Origin of the sequence: Pseudomonas sp. BNK-7 (assembly GCF_048072025.1) — a bacterium.
Taxonomy (GTDB): Bacteria; Pseudomonadota; Gammaproteobacteria; order Pseudomonadales; family Pseudomonadaceae; genus Aquipseudomonas; species Aquipseudomonas danubii.
On sequence record NZ_CP182252.1, the window covers coordinates 6746098 to 6767836 of the forward strand.

Annotated in this window: 26 protein-coding genes; 14 read left to right on the top strand and 12 right to left on the bottom strand. The window is 63.0% G+C overall.

Translation table 11 applies throughout. The features are described 5' to 3' along the window. Window positions 1-2: 2 nt before the first annotated feature. From ACMGF8_RS30485 to ACMGF8_RS30500, 4 genes are all read right to left on the bottom strand, one after another. Window positions 3-290: a PA4642 family protein gene (locus ACMGF8_RS30485; RefSeq protein ID WP_102860277.1), complete on the bottom strand. Its 288-nt coding sequence runs from the start codon at window positions 288-290 to the stop codon at window positions 3-5. Between the two features lie 63 nt (window positions 291-353). After that, on the bottom strand, window positions 354-839 hold the full coding sequence (locus tag ACMGF8_RS30490) for a hypothetical protein (RefSeq protein ID WP_102860276.1): 486 nt from the start codon (window positions 837-839) through the stop codon (window positions 354-356). A gap of 94 nt (window positions 840-933) precedes the next feature. Then, window positions 934-1407: a WbuC family cupin fold metalloprotein gene (locus ACMGF8_RS30495; RefSeq protein WP_115580896.1), complete on the bottom strand. Its 474-nt coding sequence runs from the start codon at window positions 1405-1407 to the stop codon at window positions 934-936. A 3-nt stretch (window positions 1408-1410) separates the two neighbouring features. Next, on the bottom strand, window positions 1411-1968 hold the full coding sequence (locus ACMGF8_RS30500; RefSeq protein ID WP_042941423.1) for a hypoxanthine-guanine phosphoribosyltransferase: 558 nt from the start codon (window positions 1966-1968) through the stop codon (window positions 1411-1413). A gap of 165 nt (window positions 1969-2133) precedes the next feature. Between ACMGF8_RS30500 and upp the strand changes: the two genes are divergently transcribed. Beyond that, complete coding sequence (upp, locus tag ACMGF8_RS30505; protein WP_011063386.1) at window positions 2134-2772, top strand: uracil phosphoribosyltransferase; 639 nt, start codon at window positions 2134-2136, stop codon at window positions 2770-2772. Window positions 2773-2774: 2 nt separating this feature from the next. Further along, a complete protein-coding gene (locus tag ACMGF8_RS30510; protein ID WP_016965962.1) occupies window positions 2775-4049 on the top strand; it encodes a uracil-xanthine permease family protein in 1275 nt (424 codons plus the stop codon). Window positions 4050-4104: 55 nt separating this feature from the next. On the opposite strand, the gene hemH is transcribed toward ACMGF8_RS30510, so the two are convergent. Then, complete coding sequence (gene hemH / locus ACMGF8_RS30515) at window positions 4105-5130, bottom strand: ferrochelatase (protein WP_102860273.1); 1026 nt, start codon at window positions 5128-5130, stop codon at window positions 4105-4107. 13 nt (window positions 5131-5143) lie between these two features. Beyond that, window positions 5144-6046, bottom strand: coding sequence for a TIGR01777 family oxidoreductase (locus tag ACMGF8_RS30520; protein ID WP_123393980.1), 903 nt, complete (start codon window positions 6044-6046; stop codon window positions 5144-5146). A 194-nt stretch (window positions 6047-6240) separates the two neighbouring features. On the opposite strand from ACMGF8_RS30520, the gene ACMGF8_RS30525 reads away from it, so the two are divergent. The 12 genes from ACMGF8_RS30525 (at window position 6241) to ACMGF8_RS30580 (ending at window position 16272) form a co-directional block, all read left to right on the top strand. After that, window positions 6241-7227, top strand: coding sequence for an NAD(P)/FAD-dependent oxidoreductase (locus ACMGF8_RS30525; RefSeq protein WP_102860271.1), 987 nt, complete (start codon window positions 6241-6243; stop codon window positions 7225-7227). Next, window positions 7224-7439 carry a TIGR02450 family Trp-rich protein gene (locus ACMGF8_RS30530; protein ID WP_102860270.1) on the top strand — a complete coding sequence of 72 codons (216 nt, stop codon included), beginning with the start codon at window positions 7224-7226 and terminating at the stop codon, window positions 7437-7439. Before ACMGF8_RS30525 ends, ACMGF8_RS30530 begins: the two co-directional genes overlap by 4 nt. 120 nt (window positions 7440-7559) lie before the next feature. Next, the gene (locus tag ACMGF8_RS30535) at window positions 7560-8510 is read left to right on the top strand and encodes a YbgA family protein (RefSeq protein ID WP_115580898.1); all 951 of its coding nucleotides are present in this window, start codon (window positions 7560-7562) and stop codon (window positions 8508-8510) included. Window positions 8511-8513: 3 nt separating this feature from the next. After that, complete coding sequence (locus tag ACMGF8_RS30540; RefSeq protein ID WP_102860268.1) at window positions 8514-9446, top strand: MerR family transcriptional regulator; 933 nt, start codon at window positions 8514-8516, stop codon at window positions 9444-9446. 13 nt (window positions 9447-9459) lie between these two features. Then, window positions 9460-10905, top strand: coding sequence for a deoxyribodipyrimidine photo-lyase (gene phrB, locus ACMGF8_RS30545; RefSeq protein ID WP_102860267.1), 1446 nt, complete (start codon window positions 9460-9462; stop codon window positions 10903-10905). After that, the gene (locus ACMGF8_RS30550) at window positions 10898-11323 is read left to right on the top strand and encodes a nuclear transport factor 2 family protein (protein ID WP_102860266.1); all 426 of its coding nucleotides are present in this window, start codon (window positions 10898-10900) and stop codon (window positions 11321-11323) included. The genes phrB and ACMGF8_RS30550 overlap by 8 nt, the downstream gene beginning before the upstream one ends. Continuing rightward, window positions 11320-12090, top strand: a complete 771-nt coding sequence (locus ACMGF8_RS30555) for an SDR family NAD(P)-dependent oxidoreductase (RefSeq protein ID WP_207166529.1) — start codon at window positions 11320-11322, stop codon at window positions 12088-12090. Before ACMGF8_RS30550 ends, ACMGF8_RS30555 begins: the two co-directional genes overlap by 4 nt. After that, window positions 12087-13334 (top strand): NAD(P)/FAD-dependent oxidoreductase, encoded by a 1248-nt coding sequence (locus ACMGF8_RS30560; RefSeq protein WP_207166530.1) that lies wholly within the window; start codon window positions 12087-12089, stop codon window positions 13332-13334. The genes ACMGF8_RS30555 and ACMGF8_RS30560 overlap by 4 nt, the downstream gene beginning before the upstream one ends. Then, the gene (locus ACMGF8_RS30565) at window positions 13331-14146 is read left to right on the top strand and encodes a DUF1365 domain-containing protein (protein WP_102860263.1); all 816 of its coding nucleotides are present in this window, start codon (window positions 13331-13333) and stop codon (window positions 14144-14146) included. Before ACMGF8_RS30560 ends, ACMGF8_RS30565 begins: the two co-directional genes overlap by 4 nt. Next, entirely contained in the window at window positions 14133-15404 is a 1272-nt protein-coding gene (locus tag ACMGF8_RS30570) for an SAM-dependent methyltransferase (RefSeq protein ID WP_102860262.1), read from the top strand. Before ACMGF8_RS30565 ends, ACMGF8_RS30570 begins: the two co-directional genes overlap by 14 nt. Further along, window positions 15397-15912 (top strand): DUF2878 domain-containing protein, encoded by a 516-nt coding sequence (locus ACMGF8_RS30575; RefSeq protein WP_102860261.1) that lies wholly within the window; start codon window positions 15397-15399, stop codon window positions 15910-15912. Before ACMGF8_RS30570 ends, ACMGF8_RS30575 begins: the two co-directional genes overlap by 8 nt. A gap of 54 nt (window positions 15913-15966) precedes the next feature. After that, the gene (locus tag ACMGF8_RS30580; RefSeq protein WP_102860260.1) at window positions 15967-16272 is read left to right on the top strand and encodes a YkgJ family cysteine cluster protein; all 306 of its coding nucleotides are present in this window, start codon (window positions 15967-15969) and stop codon (window positions 16270-16272) included. A gap of 8 nt (window positions 16273-16280) precedes the next feature. Here the strand turns inward: ACMGF8_RS30580 and ACMGF8_RS30585 are convergent, their stop codons facing one another. The 6 genes from ACMGF8_RS30585 to hemA all read right to left on the bottom strand — a co-directional run bounded on the left by ACMGF8_RS30585 (window position 16281) and on the right by hemA (window position 21634). Next, window positions 16281-16799 (bottom strand): acyloxyacyl hydrolase, encoded by a 519-nt coding sequence (locus ACMGF8_RS30585; RefSeq protein ID WP_060844598.1) that lies wholly within the window; start codon window positions 16797-16799, stop codon window positions 16281-16283. 114 nt (window positions 16800-16913) lie between these two features. Beyond that, window positions 16914-17705 (bottom strand): glutamate racemase, encoded by a 792-nt coding sequence (gene murI, locus ACMGF8_RS30590; protein WP_102860259.1) that lies wholly within the window; start codon window positions 17703-17705, stop codon window positions 16914-16916. Continuing rightward, a complete protein-coding gene (locus ACMGF8_RS30595) occupies window positions 17698-18453 on the bottom strand; it encodes a molybdopterin-synthase adenylyltransferase MoeB (protein ID WP_115582436.1) in 756 nt (251 codons plus the stop codon). Before ACMGF8_RS30595 ends, murI begins: the two co-directional genes overlap by 8 nt. Then, window positions 18447-19277, bottom strand: coding sequence for a peptide chain release factor N(5)-glutamine methyltransferase (prmC, locus tag ACMGF8_RS30600; protein ID WP_102860258.1), 831 nt, complete (start codon window positions 19275-19277; stop codon window positions 18447-18449). Before prmC ends, ACMGF8_RS30595 begins: the two co-directional genes overlap by 7 nt. Continuing rightward, window positions 19278-20360, bottom strand: coding sequence for a peptide chain release factor 1 (gene prfA, locus ACMGF8_RS30605; RefSeq protein ID WP_102860257.1), 1083 nt, complete (start codon window positions 20358-20360; stop codon window positions 19278-19280). It abuts the gene before it with no gap. After that, complete coding sequence (gene hemA, locus ACMGF8_RS30610; RefSeq protein WP_102880910.1) at window positions 20360-21634, bottom strand: glutamyl-tRNA reductase; 1275 nt, start codon at window positions 21632-21634, stop codon at window positions 20360-20362. Before hemA ends, prfA begins: the two co-directional genes overlap by 1 nt. Between the last annotated feature and the right edge of the window lie 105 nt (window positions 21635-21739).

The following is a 21739-nucleotide window of genomic DNA, read 5'->3' on the forward strand; positions in this document are numbered from 1 at the left end:
GGTCAGCCGCGGGCGTTGTCCATCAGCTCGATGTAGTCGGCGGCGTTGCGCTGATCCTTGATCAGATCAACAAAGGTCTGGCCGTGCTCATCCTTGCCATCCAGATCCAGACCGGCTGCTACGAAGAAGGTCAGGAAGCGCTCGAAATCGTCGATGCGCAGGCCACGGTAGGCCTTGATCAGTTTGTGCAGGGACGGCGAAGTGGCGTCGACCGGCTCGAAATCGAGGAACAACTTGATCTGCTCGTCGCTGATCTCGTCACCAATCACTTGTTTCTTATCTTTACGCATCGCCGACTCCAGCTCGCAGACATTTCACGGGGCGGGCAGTTTACCCTCAGCCCACCTCGGGCCTCAACGCGGACGCACGCTGCCGGTGTGCAAGTCAGCCCAGATATGACCATTGGCATAACTGAGAAACTGGCAATACACCGTGTCGTTACGCAGCAGGTCCATCACTGCCCGGTACTGGGCCAGGGGGTAATACAGGGTCAAGGTCCTGGACTTGGCGTCGTACTGGGGCTTTTTCAGGCTTTTGCTTTCACCGTCGAAATTCACCAGTACCTGGCTGATGGTGGCCCCCTTGTTCAGCGGCTTGCCCTTGAGGCGCACCCACACCGGCGATGTCACCGGAATCGGCTGCTGATTGGATTGGCGCTGGCTGCCGATCACCACGGAATACTCGGTCACCTGCAACAGCTGCTGCTGTTCAGGGACCGAGTCGCGCAGGGTCAGGTCGTCAGGCGGCAAGAATTGCCCGTGCAGAGGCGCCGGAGCGGCTGCCAGGGGCAGGCTCAAGCTCAGAAGAAGGGCCGCGCTAGTGCGAATCAACAGGCTCATGACAGGCTCCAATCAAGGGCTGAGCACTCTAGCATGGGTTTTTGCCGCAGATCTTCACCACCTGCAATCGCAACCACAGGCAGCGCACAGGCCCTCAGTCGAACTGAGCACGCATCCAGGCCTGGTATTCGGCGACCCCGGGCTCACCTTCCCGGGGCGCCCAAGCGGCCAGCTCGCCGTCACTCACCGGACGATAAGGACCGGCCTTGCATTCGAACATCAGGCTGTCGGCTTCAAGCACCACCAAGCCATGGAACACCCCGGCCGGCAGATCGACACCGATGCAGTCACCACCGGCCTGCAAGACGCGCTTGCCCTGGACCTGGCCCGCCTCATCGAAGATCAGCACGCCCAACCGCCCCTTGAGCACCAACAGGGTCTCGGCCTTGTCGGCGCTCAGGTGCCGGTGCGGGGGAACATAGGTCGAGGGTTGCAGCGCCACCGCCATGCGATGGCAAGGCTCTTCCATGGCGTGGAAGTTGTGGTGCTGACGACCACGGGGATTGGCCGCCGCCTTCTCAGCCAGGTCGCTGAACAAGGCTTGATCGAGAAAGCTCGGCACGCTCATGTCTTACATCCCCTTCACGGCATAGATGCCGGCGGCGTTACGCCAGTAGCCCTTGTAGTCCATGCCGTAGCCGAAAACGTAACGGTCGACGCAAGGCAGGCCCATGTAGTCAGCCTTGAGGTCCGGACGGGCCTTGCGATCGTGCTCCTTGTCGATCAGCACCGCGGTGTGCACCGCACGGGCACCGGCATGTTTGCAGAAGTCGATGATGGCGCCCAGGGTGTGCCCCTCATCGAGAATGTCGTCGATGATCAGCACGTCACGGTCGATAAAGGAGACTTCCGGCTTGGACTTCCAGAACAGCTCGCCGCCGCTGGTTTCGTTGCGATAGCGCGTGGCGTGCAGGTAGGAAGCTTCCAGGGGGAACTGCAGGTGGGTCAGCAGCTTGCCAGCGAAGATCAGGCCGCCGTTCATGACGCAGAACACCACCGGATTGCGCTCAGCCAGTTCTTCAGTGATTTGTGCACCGACCCGGGCGATGGCCGCCTCGACTTCAGCTTCGGTGTACAGGCAGTCAGCCTCGCGCATGATTTGACGGATATGCTCGAGATCAGCGGACATGGCGCTCTCCAAGGGGGTGGCAGTTTCGGAAAAGCGGGCAAAGGTACGCATCCGGCCCGATCAGATCAAGCGTTTCTGGACTAACGTACTTTATGTCTATAGGACAACAACCCCGGATAGATTAATCTAGGCCGTTTTTTTTGCCCGCCGCCGGAGCCTTTCCCTATGCCCATCCGTGAGATCCGCCATCCGCTGATCCGACACAAACTTGGCCTTATGCGCCGCGCAGACATTAGCACGAAGAACTTTCGCGAGCTCGCTCAGGAAGTCGGTGCCCTGCTGACGTACGAAGCCACCAAAGACCTGCCCCTGGAAAGCTATGAAATTCCAGGCTGGTGCGGCCCTGTCCAGGTCGAGAAAATCGCCGGCAAGAAGATTACCGTGGTGCCGATCCTGCGCGCCGGTATCGGCATGCTCGAAGGCGTGCTGAGCCTGATTCCAGGCGCCAAGGTCAGCGCCGTGGGCGTGGCCCGCAACGAAGAAACCCTGCAGGCCCACACCTACCTGGAAAAACTGGTTCCGGAAATCGACGAACGTCTGGCGATGATCATTGACCCGATGCTGGCCACCGGCAGTTCCATGGTTGCCACCATCGACCTGCTGAAAAAAGCCGGCTGCCGTGACATCCGAGCCATGGTCCTGGTGGCCGCCCCCGAAGGCATCGCCGCCGTCGAGCAGGCGCACCCGGATGTGACCATCTACACCGCTTCCATCGATCAGAAGCTCAACGAGCATGGCTACATCATTCCTGGCCTGGGTGATGCCGGTGACAAGATCTTCGGCACCAAGCAGAAGGACTCCTGATCATGCAGGATGAGTTCAACGATCCGCTCTGGCGCCAGGTACTGTCTGGCGCGCAGATGCTCTTCGTGGCCTTTGGCGCCCTGGTGTTGATGCCGCTGATTACCGGTCTTGACCCGAACGTGGCGCTGTTCACGGCGGGTCTCGGGACTCTGTTGTTCCAGGTAGTGACCGGCCGCCAGGTGCCGGTCTTCCTGGCGTCAAGCTTTGCCTTCATCACTCCGATCATTCTCGCCAAGGGCCAGTTCGGCCTTGCGGCGACCATGGGCGGGGTGATGGCGGCAGGCTTCGTCTACACCTTTCTGGGCCTGGCGGTGAAGATCAAGGGCACCGGTTTCATCGACCGCCTGCTGCCACCCGTGGTCATCGGCCCGGTGATCATCTCCATCGGCCTGGCCATGGCCCCGATCGCCGCCAACATGGCCATGGGCAAGGCTGGCGACGGCAGCGAGCTGATTCATTACCAGACGGCGATGATGATCTCGATGCCGGCGCTGCTCACCACGCTGATTGTCGCGGTGTTCGGCAAAGGCATCTTCCGCCTGGTGCCGATTATTTCCGGGGTGCTGGTGGGCTTTGCCCTGTCCTTCTACTTCGGCGTGGTGGACACCGCGAAGATCGCCGCCGCGCCCTGGCTGGCACTGCCGCACTTCACCGCCCCGGAGTTTAACTGGCAGGCGATCCTGTTCATTGTCCCGGTGGCCCTGGCGCCGGCCATTGAACACATCGGCGGGGTGATTGCCGTCGGCAGCGTGACCGGTCGCGACTACCTGAAGAAGCCCGGCCTGCATCGCACCCTGTTCGGTGACGGCATCGCCACCACTGCTGCCGGCCTGTTCGGCGGTCCGCCCAACACCACCTATGCCGAAGTGACTGGCGCGGTGATGCTGACCAAGAACTACAACCCGAAAATCATGACCTGGGCGGCGGTCTTCGCCATCACCCTGGCCTTTATCGGCAAGTTCGGCGCGCTGCTGCAAAGCATCCCGGTGCCAGTCATGGGCGGGATTCTCTGCCTGCTGTTCGGTTCGATTGCAGCGGTGGGTATGAACACCCTGATCCGTCACAAGATCGATCTGGGCGAAGCCCGCAACCTGGTGATCGTTTCGGTGACCCTGGTGTTCGGCATCGGCGGCGTACTGGTAGGAACCGGCACCGGTCCGGACGACTTCGGCCTCAAGGGCATCGCCCTATGCGCCATTGTCGCCATCGTGCTGAATCTGGTGCTGCCGGGTAATGACGGCTGGAAGAACAAGAAGGCCGACGAGCCTCTGATCTGAAGACGCGTTCGCCGGCAAGTCCGCTCCGCAGGAGCTGGCTTGCCGGCGAAGCTGTTTACAACGCCAACGGCGCCCTGGCGCACAAGGTGTTCAAGGCCTGCGCCCATTGCGGGTCGTCATTCAGGCATGGGATCAACACCAGATCCTCACCTCCGGCTTCGCGGAACTGCTCACGACCGCGATCACCAATTTCCTCCAGGGTCTCGATGCAATCGGCAACAAAAGCCGGGCACATCACCATGACCTTCTTCACCCCCTGCTTGGCCAACTCATCAAGCCGTGCCTCGGTGTAGGGCTCGATCCATTTGGCCCGCCCCAAACGCGACTGGAACGACACCGACCAGGAGCCTTGCGCCAACCCCAGATGCTCGGCCAGGGCCGAGGCCGTCCGCATGCACTGAGCGCGGTAACAGGTGGCCAGCACCTGCGCAGAGGCGTTGCGGCAACAGTCGGCATCCTTGAAACAATGCTGGCCGGTCGGGTCCAGTTTGGTCAGGTGCCGCTCCGGCAGACCGTGAAAGCTCAGTAGCAGATGATCATGCTCCTGGGCCAGGTAGGGTCTGGCGCTGGCCGCCAGGGCCTCGATGTACTCCGGCTGATCGTAGAAGGGTTGCAGCACGCTGAACTGCACATCCAGCTTGTGCTCGCGCACCACACGCTTGGCCTCTTCGATCACCGTGGTCACGGTACTGTCGGCGAACTGTGGATAGAGCGGTGCCAGGGTGATTTTCTTCTGCCCCTGGGCCACCAACTTGAGCAGCGCCGACTCGATCGAAGGCTGGCCATAACGCATTGCCAGCTCCACCGGCCCCTGTTTCCACTGCTCGCTCATCACCTGTTGCAAGCGGCGGCTGAGCACCACCAACGGCGAACCGTCCTCCCACCAGATCGATGCATAGGCGTGGGCGGACTGCTCCGGGCGCTTGATCAGGATCAGCGACACCAGCAAGCGCCGCACCGGCCATGGCAGGTCGATGACATAAGGGTCCATGAGAAATTGGTTGAGGTAGCTGCGCACATCCGCCACCGAAGTGGAGGCCGGCGAACCGAGATTGACCAGGAGCAACGCGTGATCGGTCATGCAACGTCCTATTTCAAAGGCGGCTGGACACATCGTCCAGGGCCGCGGACAAATCAGTGAACTGGAAAGTGAATCCCGTCTCCAGCAAACGCGCGGGAACGGCACGCTGGCCGCCCAGCAACAGCAACGACAGTTCACCCAGCGCCAGACGCAAGACAAAGGCCGGCAGCGGTATCAACGCCGGCCGGCGCAGCACCCGCCCCAGGCTCTTGGCGAACTCGCGGTTGCGCACCGGCTTCGGCGCGCAGGCATTATAAGGACCCCGTGCCTCATCCTGATGCACAAGAAAATCAATCAGGGCGATTTGGTCATCGATATGAATCCACGGCATCCATTGCCGACCGCTACCGATCGGCCCGCCCAGCCCCAGCTTGAACGGCAGCAGCAGGCGCGACAAAAAGCCGCCCTCGGACGACAGCACCAAACCGGTGCGCACCAGCACGACGCGCACGCCCAAGGCCTCGGCCCGCTGAGCGGTTTCTTCCCAGGCAATGCACAACTGGCTGGCAAAATCCTCGCTGACCGGAGGTGAATCCTCGCTCAGCTCCCGCTCGCCACCGTCGCCATACCAACCTACTGCCGAGCCAGAAACCAGCACCCGCGGTTTATGCTCGCGAGTTTCGAGCCAGGCCAACAGGGTTTCGGTGAGGGCAATACGGCTGCTCCACAGCAGCGCCTTGCGCTTGTGGGTCCAGGGCCGATCGGCAATCGGGGCTCCGGCCAGATTGATCACCGCATCCAGCGGCGCCTGGTCCAGCTCTTGCAAAGTTCTGATGGCCCGCACTTGGGGACCGCACAGAGCGGCCACTTTTTCGGGATGGCGCGTCCATACACTCAATTGGTGACCCTGGGCCTGCCAGTAACGACACAGCGCACGCCCGATCAAACCAGTACCGCCGGTCAGCAATATATGCATGACATCTTCCTCGCGTGGCGTTTTACCCGAATCACTAGTCTATTTTTATAGGCAGGGATCTTTTCAATCGGACAGGCTGTGACTTAACGATAGACAACTTGCACAACCGATGACGCCGAAAGCTATACCAAAAAACAATATTGTACAGGTTTTAGTAGCGGCGTAATCTGTACAGACTGGTAAACGAGGCCCCTATGACAGTACCCATCGCAATCATTGGTACCGGCATCGCCGGACTCTCCGCCGCCCAGGCACTTCGAGATGCCGGGCACAGCGTCCAACTCTTCGACAAGAGCCGCGGCAGCGGTGGGCGCATGTCGAGCAAACGCAGCGATGCCGGCAGCCTGGACCTGGGGGCCCAGTATTTTACCGCTCGCGACCGCCGTTTCGTTACCGAAGTCCAGCGCTGGCAAGCCAAGGGCTGGGTCGCCGAATGGGCGCCGCAACTCTACAACTCCCACGGCGGACAACTCAGCCCTTCTCCCGATGAACAGACCCGCTGGGTCGGCACGCCACGCATGAGCGCCATCACCCGCGCCCTGATCGGCGACCTCGAAGTGCACTTCGCCTGCCGCATCACTGAAGTCTTCCGTGGCGAACAGCACTGGCACCTGCAGGACGCCGAAGGCTTTACCCACGGCCCCTTCAGCCACGTAGTGATCGCCACGCCGGCACCGCAAGCCACCGCTTTGCTGGCCGCCGCACCGAAGCTCGCCGGAGTCGCCGCCGGGGTGAAAATGGACCCGACCTGGGCTGTCGCACTGGCCTTCGATACGCCCCTGGAAACCCCCATGGAAGGCTGCTTCGTCCAGGACAGCCCGCTGGACTGGCTGGCCCGCAACCGCAGCAAGCCCGGACGCGACAGCCATCTCGACACCTGGATACTGCACGCCACCAGTGCCTGGAGCCGGCAACACATCGACCTCAGCAAAGAGGCCGTGATCGAGCAATTGCATGGGGCCTTCGCCGAATTGCTGCACAGCGTCATGCCCGCCCCAACCTTTAGCCTGGCCCATCGCTGGCTCTACGCCAGACCGGCCGCCAGCCATGAATGGGGTGCCCTGGCCGATGCCGACCTGGGGCTGTACGTATGTGGCGACTGGTGCCTGTCCGGCCGGGTCGAAGGCGCTTGGCTCAGTGGCCAGGAAGCCGCACGCCGTTTGCACGAGAGCCTGCAGTGAATCGACTCAACCCGCGCAAACTGCTGCTGTCGAAATGGACAGCAGCCCACCCGCAACACCGCGAGAAACACTTTCTGGTCACTGAGCTTTTCTGCGACGAAGAAGGCACCGTGCTGGACATCGAACTGCAAGCCGTACTCACCCGGCGCAGCCAGCGCCTGAGCTGGCAAACCCTGCTCAACGACAGCGACTGGCGAATGGGCTGGCAGTAATTCGACAACCTGCCGGGCAATACCTGTACAAATAAATTGACTTGTACAACTTTAATTCTATGATGAAGACAAGTTGTACAACGTTTCGTTTTTGTACAGGTAAACCCCGGAGGTTGCATCATGTCCGCCAAGCCGAAAATTGCCATCAGCGCCTGCCTGATGGGCGTCGAGGTCCGCTACAACGGTGGGCACAAGGAGTCTCGCCTGTGCAGCCGAGTACTCAGCGAATACTTTGACTTCGTGCCCCTGTGCCCGGAAGTCGCGATCGGCATGGGCACCCCCCGCGAACCTATTCGGCTGGTCGGCGACCCTGAGCAACCTCGGGCCGTGGGCACCGTGGACGCCAGCCTGGATGTCACCTTGCCCCTGGCGGAATACGGCGAGCGCATGGCGGCCCAGGTAGATGACATCTGTGGCTACATCTTCATGCAAAACTCGCCATCCTGTGGTCTGGAGCGGGTCAAGGTGTACCAGGCCAATGGCATTCCCCATAGAAACGGCGGCCGGGGCATCTACGCCCAGGCATTCTGCGCACAGCACCCCGATCTGCCGGTGGAAGAAGCCGGACGCCTGAACGACCCGGTCCTGCGGGAAAACTTCCTGACCCGGGTCTACGTCTATCGCGACTGGCAGGCACTGCTCAAGCAAGGCCTGACCCGCCGCGCCCTCACCGACTTCCACTCGCGCTGCAAATATCTGCTGATGGCTCACCATCCCGTGCAGTACAAGACCCTGGGCAATCTGCTGGGCAGCATGGGCAAGGGCGATCCGAACCTGATCGGCCCGCGCTATTTCAGCGAACTGATGGCGGCCTTGAGCAAATGCGCGACCCGGGGCACTCACAGCAATGTGCTGCAGCACCTGAGCGGCTATCTCAAGCAGTCCATCAGCGCCGAAGACAAGCAGGAAGTGCAACACGTGATCGGCCAGTACCGCCACGGCATCGTGCCTCTAGTCGTGCCGCTGACCCTGCTCAAGCACCACTTTCGCCAGCACCCCGATCCCTACATCGCCCAGCAGCTGTACCTGCAGCCACACCCGGAAAACCTCAGCCTGCGCAACGCGATCTGAGCCATGAAACAACCCGCTCAAGAAGCCGACAACAGCGCCCAGTACCGCCGCGCCCTGGATCAGGGTTGGCTGCCGATTCGCGAAGTGGCGCGCCAGACCGGGGTCAACGCCGTCACCCTGCGGGCCTGGGAGCGCCGCTACGGATTGATCGTGCCCTTGCGTACGCCCAAGGGTCATCGCCTGTATTCCCAGGATCAGGTGCTAGAGATCCAGACCATCCTTACCTGGCTCAATCGCGGGGTCGCGGTCAGCCAGGTCAAGCACCTGCTGGACAGTGCCCCCACCGCCAGCGCACCGGCCGAGAATGACTGGCAGCGCCTGCGTCAGACCCTGAGCCTGGCCATCAGCCAATTGGCCGAACGCAAGGTCGACGACACCTTCAACCAGGCCATGGCGCTGTACCCACCCCGCACGCTGTGCGAACACCTGCTGATGCCGCTGCTGGCGGAGCTGGAGCAACACTGGCAGGGCCAGTTCGGCAGCCAGATGGAACAGGTGTTTTTCTACTCCTGGCTGCGCAGCAAGCTGGGCGCGCGGATCTACCACAACAACCGCCAACTGCAGGGCCCACCGCTGCTGCTGGTCAACCAGTCGGACCTGGCCCTGGAACCCCATCTGTGGCTGACCGCCTGGCTGGCCAGCAGCGCCGATTGCCCGGTGGAGGTCTTCGACTGGCCGCTGCCCGGCGCCGAACTGGCCCTGGCCATCGAACGCCTGCAAGCCCGCGGCCTGCTGCTGTATTCCAGCAAGGCGCTCAATCCTGCGCTGTTGCCCAGGCTGCTCAACGGCATTGCCTGCAAAAAAATCATCGCCGGACCCGCGGTGTGCATCCACCCCGACGACTGGTCCGTATGTATCACTGAAATCGCTGATCTGTACCTGGCCCAGGACCCGATCTCGGCCTGCCAGGCGCTGCTTGAGCGAGGACTCTTTTGAACCGGGAATCAGCATGCAATTGATCTGGCTGCGCAGCGACCTGCGCCTACATGACAACACCGCCCTCTGCGCCGCCACCCAGCGTGGCCCCACCGTGGCCGTGTACCTGCTGAGCCCGGAACAATGGCAAGTCCATGACGATGCCCCCTGCAAGGTCGACTTCTGGCTGCGCAACCTGCAGCACCTGAGCACTGCCCTGGGCCGGCTGAACATTCCTCTGCTGATTCGCAGCGCAGCCACCTGGGACCAGGCGCCCCACGTCCTGCTGGAACTGTGCCGGCAACTGCAGGTACGCATGCTGCACTTCAACCAGGAGTACGGCATTCACGAGAGCCGCCGCGATGCCGCCGTGACCAGGGTCCTGGAAGAAGCTGACATCAGCGTCCAGGGTTACCTCGATCAGTTACTGTTCCAGCCCGGCAGCGTGCTGACCCAGAGCGGCGGCTACTTCCAGGTATTCAGCCAGTTCCGCAAGGTCTGCTACAGCCGCCTGCACAGCGCACTGCCGGCCCTGGTCGCCAGCCCCAAGGCGCAATCGCCGCTGTCGATCCAGGCCGATCCTGTACCCCGCCATATCGATGGCTTCCCACGCCCCAGCCAGTCACTGCGTGACCTGTGGCCTGCAGGTGAAGATCAAGCCCTGGGCCGTCTGCAACAGTTCACCGACGAGCAGATCGACTACTACCAGAGCGAACGCGACTTCCCGGCCAAGCCCGGCACCAGTCAGCTTTCACCCTACCTCGCCGCCGGGGTGATCTCGCCCCGCCAGTGCCTGCACGCTGCCTTGCGCTGTAACCAGGGAGAGTTCGAAAGCGGTAATCCCGGGGCCGTCACCTGGATCAACGAACTGCTGTGGCGCGAGTTCTACAAACACATCCTGGTGGGCTACCCACGGGTTTCCCGGCACCGTGCCTTTCGCCCGGAAACCGAAGCGGTGGCCTGGCGCGACGCCCCAGAGGAACTCGCCGCCTGGCAGGAAGGCCGCACCGGCCTGCCGATCATCGACGCCGCCATGCGCCAACTGCTGGAAACCGGCTGGATGCACAATCGCCTGCGGATGGTGGTGGCGATGTTCCTGACCAAGAACCTGCTGATCGACTGGCGTGAAGGCGAGCGCTTCTTCATGCGCCACCTGATCGACGGCGACCTGGCAGCGAACAATGGCGGCTGGCAGTGGAGCTCCTCCACCGGCACCGACGCCGCGCCCTACTTCCGCATCTTCAACCCTGTAAGCCAGTCGGAACGCTTCGACGCCGAAGGACGCTTCATCAAGCACTGGCTGCCACAACTGGCGGGGTTGAACAAAAAAGATATCCACAACCCCGGAGCCATGGGCGGCCTGTTCGCTGTCGCCGATTACCCGGCGCCTATGGTCAACCTGTCGATGTCCCGGGACCGGGCATTGGCGGCGTTCAAGGCGCTGCCTTCGCGCCAGGATGCGGGAGGCGCCCATGAGTGACTTCCTCGACCGCTTCGCCCGGGATTTCGCCAGCCTCGACAAGCACAGCCTGCAACGCCTGGACCAGCTCTACAGCGAGGACATCCAGTTCACCGACCCGCTGCACGAGGTCAATGGTCTGCCACGCTTGCGGCATTACTTTGCAGAGCTGTACGCCAACGTCAGCGAACTGCGTTTCGAATTCCACGGTGTCGACACCTGCACCGAAGGCCAAGGCTATCTGCGCTGGACCATGAGCTACCGCCACCCGCGCCTCAAGGGCGGCCAGATGATCCGGGTTCCCGGCTGCTCGCACCTGCACTGGCGCGACGGCAAGGTCTACCGTCATCGGGACTATTTCGACGCCGGTGCCTTGCTCTATGAACATCTGCCGCTACTCGGTGCGGTGATTGCCTGGTTGAAAAGGAGGCTCGGATGAACCCTGCAATGCCACGGCGGATCTGGCTCACCGGCGCCAGCAGCGGCATCGGTGCGGCGCTGGCCGAAGAACTGCTCAAGACTGGCGCCCAAGTGGCCGTCAGCGCTCGCTCGCGCGAGCCCCTGGAAGCGCTGGCCCTGCGTTATCCGGGCCGGGTGCTGGTGGTGCCCGGCGATCTCACCGACGCCCTGCAGGTGCGCGAGATCGGCAAGCGTATCGCCCAGGCCTGGGGCGCACTGGACACCGCGATCCTCAATGCCGGGACCTGTGAATACATCGAGGTGCAGCAATTTGACGCGACGCTGATCGAGCGCGTGCTGAGCAGCAACCTGCTGTCCGCCAGCTATTGCATCGAGGCTGCTCTACCGCTGTTGCGCGCCGGCAATCGCCCGCATCTGGTAGGGGTGGCCAGCTCCGTGACCTACCTGCCGCTGCCTCGGGCCGGCGCCTATGGCGCTTCCAAGGCAGCCTTGCGTTATCTGCTGCAATCCTTGCGCATCGACCTGGCTGCCGAGGGCATTGACGTCACCGTGGTCAGTCCCGGCTTCGTCGATACCCCGCTCACCGCGCGCAATGACTTTGCCATGCCCATGAGCTGGCCCGCCGCCAAGGCTGCGCGGCATATCCACAAACGCCTGTCACACCGGGATCTGGAGATCGCTTTCCCCGCCCCGTTCATCTTCGGCCTCAAGCTGCTGTCCTGGCTGCCCGGCCGCCTGCAACTGGCCATCGCCAAACGCCTGGCCCGCACAGGGAGTGCATCGTGAAAATCGCCATTATCGGTAGCGGCATTGCCGGCCTGACCTGCGCCTACGTCCTGAACCGTCGCCATGACATTCGGGTTTATGAGGCCGGCAGCTGGATCGGCGGCCACACCCACACCGTGGATGTCAGCCTGAACGGCGAGACCCAGTCTGTGGACACCGGTTTCATCGTCTTCAACGACTGGACTTACCCCAACTTCATCCGCCTGCTGGGACAGATCGGGGTCAAGTTCAAACCCACCGAGATGAGTTTCTCGGTGTGCGATCCCGCCTCGGGCCTGGAATACAACGGCAACAACCTCAACAGTCTGTTCGCCCAGCGACGCAATCTGCTATCGCCCGGGTTCTGGGGCATGCTGCGGGACATCCTGCGCTTTAACAAAGCGTCGCTGCTCGATTTGCAGCAACAGCGGATCGCCGCCGACACCACACTCGGCGACTACCTGAAAAGCCAGGGCTACGGCGAGCGTTTCATCCAGCACTACATCGTGCCCATGGGCTCGGCGATCTGGTCGATGTCACGGGTGCAGATGTTGGGCTTTCCCCTGCAGTTCTTTGTGCGCTTCTTCAAGAACCATGGCTTGCTGTCGGTGAATAACCGTCCGCAGTGGTGCGTGATCGAAGGTGGCTCAAGCCGCTACATCGAACCGCTGACCGCCCCGTTCCGCCAGCACATCCGCCTCAACTGCCCGGTGCAACGAGTCGAGCGCGACGAGGCTGGCGTGCTGATCCACAGCGCCGCCGGCAGCGAGCGCTTCGACAAGGTGGTGTTCGCCTGCCACAGCGACCAGGCCCTGCAACTGCTGGCCAGCCCCAGCCAGGCCGAGCGAGAGATTCTCCAGGCCCTGCCCTACGCCGACAACGACGTGGTGCTGCACACCGACACCCGGCTGCTGCCCCGCCGGCGCCTGGCCTGGGCCAGCTGGAACTACCGCCTGGACGCCAGCGGCGAGAAAGCCGCCGCCGTGACCTACGACATGAACATCCTGCAAGGCCTGAAGAGCGACACCACCTTCTGCGTCAGCCTCAACCAGACCGCAGCCATCGATCCGACGCAGATCCTGGCCCGCTTCACTTACGCCCACCCGCAATACAGCCTCGATGCGGTGGCGGCCCAGGGCCGCTGGAATGAACTGCAAGGCGCCCAGCACAGCTTCTACTGCGGCGCCTACTGGGCCAACGGCTTCCACGAAGACGGCGTGGTCAGCGCCTTGCGCGTGGCCCAGGCCTTTGGTGAACAACTGTGAACAGTGCCCTTTACAGCGGCTGGATCAGCCACCGGCGCTTTGCCCCCAAGGGCCATGCCTTCCGCTATCGGATCGGCCTCTTGTACCTGGACCTGGACGAGCAGGAATCGGTGCTGGGACTCTCGCCCCTGGCGGGCCGCAGCCGTTTCGCCCCCTTCGCCTTCCGCGAAAGCGATTACCTGAAAGACTTCACCGGCCAGGGCATGCGCCTGATCGACGCGGTACGCCAGCAAGTGGCCGCGGCCATCGGCCATGTGCCGGGCGGCGCGGTGCGCCTGTTGACCCAGGTGCGCAGCTGGGGCCTGGCGTTCAATCCGGTGAGTTTCTTCTACTGCTTCGAGGCCGACGGGCAACTGGCGGCGATTCTCTGCGAGGTCACCAACACCCCCTGGCGCGAGCGCTACCACTATGTACTGCCAGCCCGCCCAGACAGTGCCTCGGCGCCCGAGCACCAGCACTTCGCCGTGGCCAAGGCCTTTCACGTGTCACCGTTCCTGCCCCGGGACCTTGAGTACCGCATGAGCTTCAGCCCACCAGCCGAGCGGCTCGGGGTGCACATGGCCGACTGGCAGGGCGATCTGAAGGTATTCGACGCCACCCTCAGCCTACAGCGCCAAGCCCTGGATCGCCGCAGCCTGCACCAGTACCTGCGCAGTTTTCCATGGATGACCGCCAAGACCTGCCTGGCCATCTACTGGCAGGCCCTGCGCCTGACCGCCAAGGGCATCACCTTCTTTCCCCATGAGGCCGCCGACGGCGCCTATCGCACAGCCGCTGTACAACCCAAGGATCGCCGCCATGAAATCCTCTAGCGTATCGGCCAGAACTACCCTGTTCAGCACCCACAGCCTGACCGCCAACCTGTTGCGTCGCGGCGTGCTGCGGCAATTGGCGCACCTCAAGCACGGCCAACTGCTGGTCATCGAAAACGCCGAGCGCCTGGTCTTCGGCGACCGCACGGCAGCCTTGGTGGGTGAGATCCATATCCACGACAGCAGCGCCTGGGGCCTGGTGGCCAGCAGCGGCTCGATAGGTGCCGGCGAAGCGTTCATCCACGGCTACTGGAGCACCCCGGACCTGACGGCGGTGATCCGCGTCTTCGTCAGCAACCTGGACGTGCTGGATGCCATGGAAGGCGGCCTGGCGCGACTCGGCCGGCCGTTGGTACGCGGCCTGCACTGGCTCAATCGCAACACGCGCAAGGGCTCGCAGAAGAACATCGCCGCCCATTACGACCTCGGCAATGAGCTGTTCGAGCAGTTTCTCGACCCCACGATGATGTATTCGGCCGCGCAATTTCGCAGCGAGGACGACAGCCTGGAGCAGGCCCAGTTGAACAAACTGGAGCGCATCTGCCAGAAACTCGCGCTCAAGCCCGAGGATCACCTGCTGGAGATCGGCACCGGCTGGGGCAGCATGGCGCTGTATGCGGCGCAGAACTACGGGTGCCGCGTGACCACCACCACCTTGTCCAAGGAACAGTTCGCCTATACCCGCCAGCGCATCGACGCCGCCGGCCTGCAGGACCGGGTGACCCTGTTGCTGGAGGACTATCGCGACCTGGACGGGCATTACGACAAGCTGGTGTCCATCGAAATGATCGAAGCCGTGGGCCACCGCTTCCTGCCCACCTACTTCCAGCAGTGCGCGAAGTTGCTCAAAAGCAACGGCCTGATGCTGCTGCAAGCCATCACCATCCGTGACCAGCGCTATGAACAGGCGAAGAACGGCGTGGACTTCATCCAGCGCTACATCTTCCCCGGCGGCGCCCTGCCCAGCGTGCACAAGATGCTCGAAGTGGTCAGCCGCGACACCGACATGAACCTGCTGCACATGGAGGATTTCGGCCTGCACTACGCCCGCACCCTGCGCCTGTGGCACGAGAACTTCCGCCGCGCCCACGGCCGCCTGAGCGAGCTGGGCTATGACGCGTACTTCCTGCGCCTGTGGGAGTTCTACCTGTGCTACTGCGAAGGCGGCTTCCTGGAGCGCAGCATCGGCACCGCGCAGATGCTCCTGGCCAAACCCTCGGCAGTGCCACAACCTTTGCTGGGCCGTTTCGATGCGTAAGCAACTGGCCAACGCCCTGCTGTTCCAGCTGGGCTGGTTCATCTGCGTGCTGTCTGGCGACAGCGCCTGGCTGCTGCTGGGGGTGGCGATCCTGCTGGCGCATTTTCGCTGGATCGGCAGTTGGGCCGGAGAAAGTCGGATGATTGTCGGCGTCGCCCTGATCGGCATCACGCTGGACAGCTTCCTGCACTGGCTGGGGGTGTTTCAGTTCCAGCAAGTAAGCCTGCTGATTCCCCTATGGCTGATGCTGCTCTGGATCTTGCTGGGCACCACCCTGCGCCACTGCCTGGCATGGACGGCACGTCCCTGGTGGCTGGCCAGTGTGCTCGGGGCGCTGTGCGGACCACTGTCCTATTACGCCGGCGGCCGCTTGGCCGGAGTGACCTTTGCCTATGGCCTGTGGCCGACCATGCTGGGGCTGGGCCTGCTCTGGGGAGTACTGCTACCGCTGTTTCACGTGCTTGCGCGTCCCACTGAAGAAGCACCGCAACCGGCCCCTCAGGACTGAGCGTCCGTCAGGGCTCTCACACAGCCCTGGCCCACTGCCTTACACTGCGCGCCTATGACTAACATCCCCGTTACCCCCATCCCCGAACCGGCCATCAGTTGCTCGACCTGCGCCGCCTGCTGCTGCCAGCTGGAAGTGATGCTGATCACCGACACCGGGGTGCCCGAACGCTTCATCGACACCGACGACTGGGGCGGCGAGGTCATGCGCCGCCTGGACGACGGCTGGTGCGCGGCCCTGGACCGCGACAGCATGCGCTGCAGCATCTATGAGCTGCGGCCACTGATCTGTCGCGAGTTCGAGCTGGGAGAGGCCGATTGCCTGAGCGAACGCCGGGGAATCGCCACGGCGTATCGCTGATACCGGTCTCAGAGCGGCATCGTGTAATGCAGCGCGTAGCTTTCGATACCGTCGTTGGGGGTTTGAATCCCGGCGTTGGAGTAATGGGTGGCGCGGATCCCGACTTCATGCCCGCCAGCGAAACGCAGGCCGAAACCGATGCGGTCTTCGAACTGGAAGGATGAGCCGAGCTTGTTGTCCTCGACCTCGGTGTGGGCAAAGGCCGCCACCCCGATCCCCGCCTCGATGTAAGGCTTGACGCTGGCCCCGGCGAACTCATAGACCAGCACCGGCGAGAACGACAGGCTGTGATTGCTCGATTTCTTGTCGCCATCCCAATAGGTGTAGGCGCCGCTCCAGTACCCGGTCAGGCGACCGACATCACTCTGCAGCCAGCTCTTGTCCCAATCCCATTGCATACCCAGGCGGTAGGTCTGGGTCGAATCGCCGGTTTGTCCCACGGAGAACTCGACTCCGGCCGCCTGCGCGGAAAAACTGTGCCCCAACAACCCGGCCGCCAGCGCGGCCAAACACAACAGTCGTTTCATCAGGAACGTCCTTTTTCAACGGTTACCTATGGTCTTGTACAACCTTCTGGAAAAGTTATAGAAGCCCGCGCGCGCTCGGAAGTTCAGCTACGGTCGAGGGATTTTCAGGTTTTTTCACAACTCGAAACGCTGAACGCTGGCAGGGCCTTTCCACAAAAGCGGCAACACCTGAACAAAGTGCGGGACGTCGCCGCTGGTCCAGAAACGAGTCTCCCGGGCCGGACCCCGGGCCCGTAGCTCGCCCTCGTCCAAGAGGCGTTGCAACTGCCGGGCAACGGCGCCGCCCGTGTCGATCAGGCTGATGTGGGCCGGCAGCATCTGCAGCAGCACCGGCTTGAGAAACGGATAGTGGGTGCACCCCAGGATGATGGTGTCGCAGCCGGCCGCCAGCAGCGGTTCGACATAGCCCTGCAACAGTTGCCGTAGGGCGCTGCTGTCGAGGTCGCCGTTTTCGATCATTTCCACCAGGCCGGGACAGGGCTGGGTGACCACCTTCACATCCGCGGCGAAGCGATCGAGCAGGGCAGCGAACTTGGCACTCTGCAAGGTGCCGGTGGTGGCCAGCACCCCGACCACCCCGCTGCGGGTCGCCGCCGCGGCGGGCTTGACCGCAGGCTCCATGCCGACGATGGGCCAGTCCGGGTAATCGCGGCGCAGATCGGCCACGCCAGCCACGGTGGCGGTGTTGCAGGCCAGGACCAGGGCCTTGGCGCCCTGTTCGCGGAAGTAGCGCGCCATCAGGGCACAACGCTGGCGAATGAACTCCGGGGTCTTTTCGCCGTAGGGAATATGCCCGCAATCGCCAAAGTACAGCAGTGATTCGTTGGGCAGCAGGCGCTGTATTTCCGCCAGTACCGACAGACCGCCAACACCGGAATCGAACACCGCAACGGGCGCTTCACTCATGCTGAACTCCGCAAACGCTGCAACCGGGATCACGCTTGACCCGCAGCTCACGAAAGCGCGTCCCCAGGGCATCGATCAATAACAGTCGACCCACCAGAGGCTCGCCAAACCCGGCCAGCAGCTTCAGGGCTTCCAGCGCCTGCAGGCTGCCCACGGTGCCCACCAGCGGACCCAGTACCCCGGCTTCACTGCAGGTCAGCTCGGCTTCGCTGCCATGCCCGTACAGGCAGTGGTAGCAAGGGCTTTCCGGGCGGCGCGGGTCGAACACCGACAACTGCCCTTCCAAGCGAATCGCCGCGCCGCTGACCAGGGGCTTGCCAGCCGCCACGCACGCGGCGTTCACCGCCTCGCGGGTACTGAAGTTGTCGGAGCAATCAAGCACCAGGTCCACCGCGGCCACGGCGGCGGCCAGGCTGTCGACGTCCAGCGCCTGGCGATGGGGCACCAGGCGGATTTCCGGGTTGAGGGCGGACAGCCGGCCGATGGCCGAATCCACCTTGCTGACCCCGACACTCTGGCTGTCGTGGATGATCTGGCGCTGCAGGTTGGTCAGGTCCACGCTGTCGAAGTCGGCCAGGTGCAGCTCGCCGACCCCGGCCGCCGCCAGGTACAGCGCCGCCGGGGCACCAAGGCCACCGAGGCCGACAATCAGTACCCGGCTCTGCTTGAGGCGCAACTGGCCATCGATGTCGACGTGCTGCAACAGAATCTGCCGGCTATAGCGCAACAGCTCCTGATCGGTCAGCACGGCAGGCACCCGAGGCTGATGCGTTCATGACCACCCAGGTCGATGCGGCTGTGGACTTCGATGAACCCCCGGGCTGTCAACAATTCGCGCACCGCGCCAGCCTGATCGTAGCCATGCTCGAGCATCAGCCAGCCACCGGCTTCCAGGTGCTGCGGGGCCTGGTCGACGATCAGGCGCAGGTCGTCCAGACCGTCCTTGCCCGCCACCAGGGCGCTTTCGGGTTCGAAACGCACATCGCCGGCCGCCAGATGAGGATCGGCCTCGGCGATGTAGGGGGGATTACTGACGATCAAGTGGAAGCGCTGGGACTCGACCGCGCTGAACCAGTGGCTGCTGAGCACGGTGACGTTGTCCAGTTGCAGGCGCTGGCGGTTGCGCTCGGCCAGGGCCACGGCTTCCAGCACCCGATCCACGGCAGTGACCTTCCAGGCCGGACGCTCGCTGGCCAGGGCCAGGGCGATCGCGCCGCTACCGGTGCCTAGGTCGAGGACCTTGGCCGGGGTCGCTGGCAACAGTTCCAACGCCGCCTCCACCAGCAGCTCCGTGTCGGGGCGCGGAATCAGGGTGTGCGGTGCCACTTCCAGATCCAGCTTCCAGAAGCCCTGTTGCCCGAGGATGTAGGCCACCGGCTCGCCGGAACGGCGCCGTTGCAGGTATTCAGTGAACAGCAACACCGCCTCGCTGGGCACGATGCGCTCTGGCCAGGTATGGAGAAAACTCCGCGGCTTGCCCAGGGCCGCTGCCAGGAGCAGTTCGGCATCCAGGCGCGGCGTCGGCGAATCGGGTAATTGAGCTGCGCGCAGCAGGCTGGCGATGATGGTCATTTACTCACCCAATGCCGCAAGTTGATCGGCCTGATACTCAGCCAGCAGCGGTTCAATCACGGCCTCGACGCCTCCGGCGAGGATTTCGTCCAGGGAATACAGGGTCAGGTTGATCCGGTGATCGGTGACCCGGCCCTGGGGGAAGTTGTAGGTGCGGATGCGCTCGGAGCGATCCCCCGAGCCCACCAGCAGCTTGCGCTCGCTGGCGATGGCATTGGCCGCGGCGCTGGTCTGCTGGTCGTTGAGCTTGGCCGACAGCCAGGACATGGCCCGGGCCCGGTTCTTGTGCTGGGAACGCTCTTCCTGGCACTCCACCACGATGCCCGAGGGAATGTGGGTGATGCGGATCGCCGAGTCGGTCTTGTTCACATGCTGGCCGCCGGCGCCCGAAGAGCGGTAGGTATCGATGCGCAGGTCCGCCGGGTTGATCTCGATGGCTTCCTGTTCGTCCGGCTCGGGCAGCACCGCCACGGTGCACGCAGAGGTGTGGATGCGACCCTGTGATTCGGTGGCCGGTACCCGCTGCACACGGTGCGCGCCGGACTCGAACTTGAGCTTGCCGTAGACGTTCTCGCCTTCGACCCGGGCAATGACTTCTTTATAGCCGCCGTGCTCACCCTCGTTTTCCGAGAGGATCTCCAGCCGCCAACCACGCCGCTCGGCGTAGCGCGAATACATGCGGAACAGGTCGCCGGAAAAGATCGCCGCTTCGTCACCGCCGGTGCCGGCGCGGATTTCCAGGAACACGTTGCGCCCGTCGTTGGGGTCCTTGGGCAGCAACATGCGTTGCAAGGCGCTTTCCAGCTCGGCCAATTGCTCCTTGGCCTCGCGCACTTCCTCGGCGGCCATTTCCCGCAGGTCCGGGTCATTGTCCTTGAGCAGCGCCTGGGCACCTTCGAGATCGGCCTGGACCTTGAGCACCTGTTTGTAGGAGGCGACGATCGGCTCGACCTCCGCGTATTCCTTGGAATAGGCGCGGAACTTGGCCTGATCGGAAATGACCTCAGCATCGCCGAGCAAGGCGGTCAGTTCCTCGAAACGATCCTGGAGAATGTCCAGCTTACTGAGCAGTGACGCTTTCATTACGGGGTTTTATCCGATGAGCCCTCACCGAGGGCAAAGAGTTCTTGAGCCATGGCCAACGCATCGAGGCGGCCTTCGGCGGACAGCTTTTTCAGCTGTACGCTCGGCGCGTGCAGCAGTTTGTTGGTCAGGCCACGGGCCAGTTGGGCCAGTACATCCTCGGCGCTGGAGCCATTGCTCAGCAGGCGCAGAGCCTTCTGCAGTTCTTCATCACGCAGGCGCTCGCTCTGCTGACGATAGGCCTTGAGCACGTCCACCGCCGCCAACTCACGCAGGCGCACCATGAAATCCTCGGCGCCGATGTTCACCAGCTCCTCGGCTGCCTGGGCCGCGCCCTGACGGCTCTTGAGGTTTTCCGCGACCACTTCGTGCAGGTCATCGACGGTGTAGAGGTAAACGTCGTCCAATTCGCCGACTTCAGGTTCGATATCCCGGGGAACGGCGATATCCACCATGAAAATCGGCTTGTGCTTGCGCAGCTTCAGCGCGCTTTCCACCGCCCCCTTGCCAAGGATCGGCAACTGGCTGGCGGTGGAACTGATAACGATATCGCTGTGCACCAGCTCCTGGGGAATATCCGACAACAGCACGGCGTGGGCGCCGAACTGCTCGGCCAGGAGGCTGGCCCGCTCCAGGGTGCGGTTGGCCACGACGATGCGCTTGACCCCAAGGTCGTGCAGATGGCGGGCCACCAGGGTAATGGTCTCGCCGGCACCGATCAGCAACGCCTGACTGCGCTGCAGATCGCTGAAAATCTGTTTCGCCAGGCTCACCGCAGCAAAGGCCACGGACACCGGGTTCTCGCCAATGGCGGTATCGGTGCGTACTTGCTTGGCGGCGCTGAAGGTAGCCTGGAACAGCCGACCCAGCAGCGGGCCGACAGTGCCGGCCTCACGGGCCACGGCGTAGGCGGACTTCATCTGCCCGAGAATCTGCGGCTCGCCCAGCACCAGCGAATCCAGCCCCGACGCCACCCGCATCATGTGACGAACTGCCGCATCATCTTCATGCACATAGGCACTGGCACGAAGCTCGTCTAGGCTCAGGTGGTGATATTCCGCCAGCCAGCGCAGCACCACATCCGCAGAAAGATGATCCTGTTCTACATAGAGCTCACTGCGATTGCAGGTGGAGAGGATCGCAGCTTCGCGGCTGTCGGTGAGTCGGCAGAGCTGCTGCAAGGCCTCAACCAACTGCTCAGGGGTAAAGGCCACGCGCTCGCGGACGTCTACAGAAGCAGTCTTGTGGTTAATACCGAGTGCAAGGAAGGCCATTCAAGGTCGCTGATGATGTCGAGAAGCCGGCAATTGTCCTACTTCGACCGACGCAGAACAACTACCGCCGACTATTGTCCTAGTTTTGTGCCAAAACTCGCCGAG